This window comes from Nitrosomonas communis, assembly GCF_024102715.1.
Taxonomy (GTDB): Bacteria; Pseudomonadota; Gammaproteobacteria; order Burkholderiales; family Nitrosomonadaceae; genus Nitrosomonas; species Nitrosomonas communis_B.
In genome coordinates this window covers 1-5,282 of record NZ_JAGFJM010000094.1, presented here as the reverse complement: position 1 = coordinate 5,282, position 5,282 = coordinate 1, and the positions used below count along the sequence as shown (strand labels likewise).

6 protein-coding genes are annotated in these 5,282 nt (G+C 46.4%); 3 read left to right on the top strand and 3 right to left on the bottom strand.

Annotated elements, in window-relative coordinates; translation table 11 throughout:
• The 3 genes from J5I83_RS09115 to J5I83_RS09105 form a co-directional block, all read right to left on the bottom strand.
• Window positions 1-1,061, bottom strand: a 1,061-nt coding sequence (locus tag J5I83_RS09115; RefSeq protein WP_304055196.1) for an MraY family glycosyltransferase, incomplete at its 3' end; no start/stop codon positions are given.
• A gap of 407 nt (window positions 1,062-1,468) precedes the next feature.
• The gene (locus J5I83_RS09110; RefSeq protein ID WP_304055194.1) at window positions 1,469-1,885 is read right to left on the bottom strand and encodes a hypothetical protein; all 417 of its coding nucleotides are present in this window, start codon (window positions 1,883-1,885) and stop codon (window positions 1,469-1,471) included.
• Window positions 1,886-2,053: 168 nt separating this feature from the next.
• Window positions 2,054-2,848, bottom strand: coding sequence for a sterol desaturase family protein (locus J5I83_RS09105; RefSeq protein ID WP_304055192.1), 795 nt, complete (start codon window positions 2,846-2,848; stop codon window positions 2,054-2,056).
• A 237-nt stretch (window positions 2,849-3,085) separates the two neighbouring features.
• Here J5I83_RS09105 and J5I83_RS09100 point away from each other — a divergent pair, with 237 nt between their 5' ends.
• From J5I83_RS09100 to J5I83_RS09090, 3 genes are all read left to right on the top strand, one after another.
• Entirely contained in the window at window positions 3,086-4,045 is a 960-nt protein-coding gene (locus J5I83_RS09100; protein ID WP_304055190.1) for an SPFH domain-containing protein, read from the top strand.
• A 161-nt stretch (window positions 4,046-4,206) separates the two neighbouring features.
• Entirely contained in the window at window positions 4,207-4,719 is a 513-nt protein-coding gene (locus J5I83_RS09095) for an NfeD family protein (RefSeq protein ID WP_304055187.1), read from the top strand.
• Window positions 4,720-4,954: 235 nt separating this feature from the next.
• Window positions 4,955-5,282, top strand: a 328-nt coding sequence (locus tag J5I83_RS09090; protein ID WP_304055185.1) for a hypothetical protein, incomplete at its 3' end; no start/stop codon positions are given.

Sequence of the window (5,282 nt, the reverse complement as noted above, 5' to 3'; positions counted from 1 at the left end):
ATGATGAAGTACCAGGGATGCAGGGTTGCATAGCAATATCCCGAGAAGACAAGCAGAAACCCAAGCAGCATGACAAGTTCGGGCACAGCCAGATATAAACCTGCCAACCCGATCAGGCCGAAAAATAAATGCAGGGAGGCGATGGTAATCACCGTATCTTCGATACGGAAGCCCGCATGCAGCAGAATATGGTGCAAGTGGTTGCGATCGGGCGTAAATGGAGATTTCCTTAACCATACGCGCCGCAGCATGACTCTGATGGTGTCCATCAATGGAATGGAGAATAACCAGATGGCCGTGACGGGGGTGATGGCTGGGTCAGTTCCTTGCGAGAGATCAACCAGCAGCCAGGCAAACAGGAAGCCGAGCAGCATGCTGCCATTGTCGCCCAGAAAAACCTTGGCGCGGCGCTGGGAGGCGTAGCGCAGGTTGAAATATAAGAAACCGGCTGCGCCACCGGCAAGCATGACTGTCAGCAGCAGATAGGGCGAATCGCCGCTTATGGCGGCGGCAATGCTGATCAGGAGCAAACTGATCAAGGATATCGTTCCGGCCAGCCCATCGATACCATCGACCATATTGAGTGCATTGATACCACCAATGGTGGCAAAGATAGTGAAAGGAATCGCCAGCAGGCCCAGCCCTAGCGTCAGGCCGGGCAGCAAGCCACCAAGGCTGCTGAGCGCAACGCCACCGGCCAGCGCCATAATGAGTGCGACGATGGTCTGGATGATGAGACGCACTTTGTAATTCAGTTGCCATAAGTCGTCGGCAAAACCAGTGGCAAAAATGATGATGGCGCCCACTCCTAAACTGAGCCATTTCAATGATTGCTCGGGATAAGTCGTGAACAGCAGGAAGAGTGCTACTGATAAGACTGCCAGAATGCCCACGCCACCGACAAAGGGGGTGATAGTGTCATGCTGTTTATGCCCGCCGGGGTGATCGGCAATGCCATGTGCAAGCGCCGCTGAAATAGCAAAATGAATAACTGCTGCTGACAATATCATGCTGATTGCAAATAAAACAATCTCTTGTTCCACAACATCAGTTGAGATCATAATTTGCTCCTTGATAGATCATAACTACGAAACATAATGGCATAGCTTTGTTAAATATATTTTAAACTGTCAATTGCTTATCAGGATGTTTGTTTTTTAACGGTTGCAACAGGTCCTTTGTTTACATGGCGGAGTCCCTGTTGATTAGCTGTCGCGCAATTTGTGACTGGAAAAATACATGGCGCTATAACCTTACTATAAGGCATGCAGTTGTTGCAAATAATTCTCATTTTCGGCAAGCGTCGCTCCTCATCATCGGCAAATCTTTTCGGGATGCGTTTTTTAACATACATACGACAATATGAGAATGTGGCAAATTGTCACACATGTACTAAAGGGTACCTGTACTAAGGTACACTTGATTTTTGATTTTAATCTGTTGAACAGAGTGTGTTTATTTGGGGTTTTCATCGTTTTAATTCTTCGATAATGAATTCAATGAGTTCTTGTGGGAACGAACCAAAGCCGGGCACGGTATCGGCGATACTGGCTAATAGGATGCGGCCTTTATCAAGAACGAGCATGAGATTTTCAAGACCTCCTTTCTCATGAAATTCAAGATAGCTGTGCTCGAAAGATTCGAGTTTGAGATCGAGTTGAATGCCAGTTAAACCTGATTCAATCATGGCTTCATAATTGGTTGGAAACTGGATGTAATCATGTTCTTTTAATTTATTCAGTCTGGGAAGCGCTTCTTCCAGACTATGACTGAAGTTGGTTCTAAAATTCAAGCGGAAAAGAAGGGGGCTGGATTTTTCAATTAACTTGAGTAAACCGATGATTGCTGTAAGAAAGTCATCTAGATTTTCTATTTTTTCAGGCATACTGACTTCTGGCTTCCTCTTTAAATCGCTGGCGTATTATATCTGATAGCTGACGCCGTCTAATTTCATTTCTAAATCAAAACTGACATTGTCGGCTTCACCTTGCCGTATTATTTATACTGTCCGCGGCTCGCCTTCGCGTCATTTTTGATTTTGAAATGGAATAATTCATTTCCGGAACGGAATGAGGAGGATGTTTAGCAAGCGGCAGCAGAATGCCGTGTCACGCCATTCACGCAGACCAATCATCATGTTGTTGTGACCGGCTTGCGGCTGATCTCGGTAGCTGCCAAACAATTTGTCCCAGATGACAAGATTGAATCCGTAATTGCTGTTCATTTCCGGTATCAGGGCAGAGTGATGAACGCGGTGCATATCCGGCGTGACGATAAGCTGGCGCAACATTCGATCCAGTACAAGCGGCAGGCGGATGTTGCTGTGATTGAACATGGCCATGCCATTGAGCACTACTTCGAAAATCAGTACCGCAAGCATAGGCGCGCCCAGGATGACAATCACGGCAAATTTAATCAGCATTGAAAGTAGCATTTCCAGTGGATGGAAACGTGCGCCCGTCGTGACATCAATATCCAGATCAGCATGGTGTGCGCGATGCAATCGCCACAGTAAAGGGAAGACATGCATCATCACGTGCTGCCAGTAAATTACCAAATCCAGCAGAATAACGCTGGTGATGAGCGCAAGCCAGGCGGGGACTTGTATCCAGTTGAATAAGCCCCAGCCATTGGCTTGCGCATAAATCGCGAGACCAGTCCCTGTCATGGGAAATACCAGCCGCAGGATAAGGCTGTTCAGCAGAGTGAGCGCTAAGTTGTTACGCCAACGCAGTATTTTTGCAACAGTCAACTGGCGCTTGGGAGCATATGCTTCCCACCATGCCATGAGGGTGAAAATGCTGAGGAAAAATCCCAGTCTGATGACTATTTCATGGTCGGTTGGCATGAATTGTAGGTACTGCAAATAGGGTACCTGATAAAAGTATGAGCAACTGATGCATTCTGCCTCCTGTTAAAGCTCATTCGAGTTTAAGTAAAGTTTTGGATCAATAAATCAGATTAATTTTGCCTTAGCGCCAAGTTTACGGCCAGAATAAGCAAAGTTAGAATCTGATTTTTTATTTGCCAGCAATTTAACTTAACCGATTAATATTTATTTTTTGACGAGACAAAGGAATTTAGCATGGAAGATTGGGAACCGGCATTGGATATCGCGTTTAATTTCTGGGTTGGACTGGCAATTTTATTGGTGATTTTGATCAAAACTGCGGTCCGGTTTGTCCCGCAGAACATGGCTTATATCATTGAGCGTTTTGGCAAGTACAATAAAACCATGGAAGCGGGTCTGAATATATTGATTCCGTTCATTGACCGGGTTGCCTATCAGCGCAGCCTGAAGGAGCAGGCAGTTGATGTGCCAAGCCAGAGCGCCATTACCAAAGATAATATTTCTTTGGTAGTCGATGGCGTGCTGTATATGAAAGTGCTTGATCCCTACAAGGCTTCTTACGGTGTTGATGAATATGAATATGCAGTGACGCAACTTGCCCAAACCACCATGCGCAGCGAAATCGGCAAAATGGATCTGGACAAAACCTTCGAGGAGCGAGAAAGTCTGAACGCCAACATCGTTACCGCCATCAACGAAGCTGCAAGTCCTTGGGGGGTGCAGGTGATGCGCTATGAAATCAAGGATATTGAGCCTCCCCGCTCGGTGCTGGAGGCTATGGAGCGCCAGATGAAAGCAGAGCGGGATAAGCGTGCCATGATTCTGGAATCAGAAGGTCAACGGCAATCATCGATCAATGTGGCAGAAGGCGACAAACAAGCAAAAGTGCTTGCGGCTGAGGCAGAAAAAACAGAGCAGATTCTGCGGGCGCAAGGCGAAGCAGCAGCTATTCTGGCTGTTGCCGAAGCAAAATCGCAGGCGCTTAAAATTGTGGGGGATATCGCCAATACTGTCGAGGGGCAACGCGCAATCCAGCTTGAGCTGGCTGGCAATGCCATCGAAGCAAAAAAGGCGATTGCCAAAGAATCATCTATCGTGCTGTTATCTGACAATCAAACTCAGGCTGCCAATTTGGTAGCAGAAGCAATGACGATCATCAACACATTAAACAAAGGTGAACGGTCTCAACCTTAATCTGTCACGGCTGGTGGATCGCTGCAGTAAAACCTCTCCCGCTCGCGGTGAGCTGGTCGAACCACCAAGCGCCTGACATTAGCCTGCGGCAGGCCGAACGGCATCTTTGTCAATGTTGCATTGAAACAATCCACTAGCTAAATGGATTAATTGAAGACATTATGGATACGATTATCAGTTATATCGATCAGCATCAGGGTGAATTCTGGATTGCTTTTGGCTTCACCGTGCTTGTGGTCGAGGTGTTGTTTTTTGGCATGACAACCATTGTATTGATGTTTTCCGGACTAGGCGCGCTGATAACCGGATTGTTGATGCTGGCTGGTGTGCTGCCCGCAACATGGTTGGCAGGAATTGCCGGGTTTGGCATTAATTCAGCCATCATCACCGCGATACTATGGAAGCCGCTGCGGCGTTTACAGGGAAAACGTGCGCCAGTGCGTGATAAAAGCAGTGATCTCATCGGCTTGGAATTTGTCCTGGAGCAGGATATCAAGGCGCTGCAGCCGGGAAATATACGTTATTCCGGCATTAACTGGCGGGTTGAGATTGATCCTGAAGCAGGGGTCGATTTAATTGTTGCCGGTCAGCGCGTTATTGTCGCTTCAGTGGATGTGGGTATTTTTCGCATTAAACCGCTCTCGACCGCACTTGGTGAGAAACCTGCCGCCTAAAATATGCTCATCGCCCGCCAGAATCTGGTTTTTATAATTCCTCATCCAGCCTTGCCCCGGAAGGAAGAACGTATTGATGCTAAATCTTGCCGGGCGGTGCGTATCGTTGTGGCAATTTTTTTAATGACGAAACAAAATCCACTGGATGACATGCTAATATTGATTTTCAGGTGGTCATGTTTGGGAGCAGGTAGCTAAACTTAAATGAATTTTCTATTTTTGAAAGGAGAATTACATGAGTTTCGAAAGTGAGATGAAAGCAAGATTTGGTGGTTTCTGGAATTCATTGGTATTGTTGCTCATCATTATTATTTGTCTTCGGTTTTCAGTTATTGAATGGGCAACGGAAGATCTGGGAACGCGATTATTTCATTCATTCAAGTTATTTTTCTGGTGCATACTGTTTGGCGTGGTACTGGCTATCATGAAAATCATGTTTTCATTTTCGAACCCGCCATATTCACGACTGCCTGCTTCGGCCAATTTTGTATGGGGTCTAAAACGTGGGATCACGATTGGCGGCTTAATAATATTGATTGTGGGCATACTTCATTTAGACAATT

Bases quoted from the DNA above. Each gene is read 5' to 3' on its own strand.
- J5I83_RS09110 (WP_304055194.1), bottom strand. From the start codon at position 1,885: ATGCCTGAAAAAATAGAAAATCTAGATGACTTTCTTACAGCAATCATC.
- J5I83_RS09105 (WP_304055192.1), bottom strand. From the start codon at position 2,848: ATGCCAACCGACCATGAAATAGTCATCAGACTGGGATTTTTCCTCAGC.
- J5I83_RS09100 (WP_304055190.1), top strand. From the start codon at position 3,086: ATGGAAGATTGGGAACCGGCATTGGATATCGCGTTTAATTTCTGGGTT.
- J5I83_RS09095 (WP_304055187.1), top strand. From the start codon at position 4,207: ATGGATACGATTATCAGTTATATCGATCAGCATCAGGGTGAATTCTGG.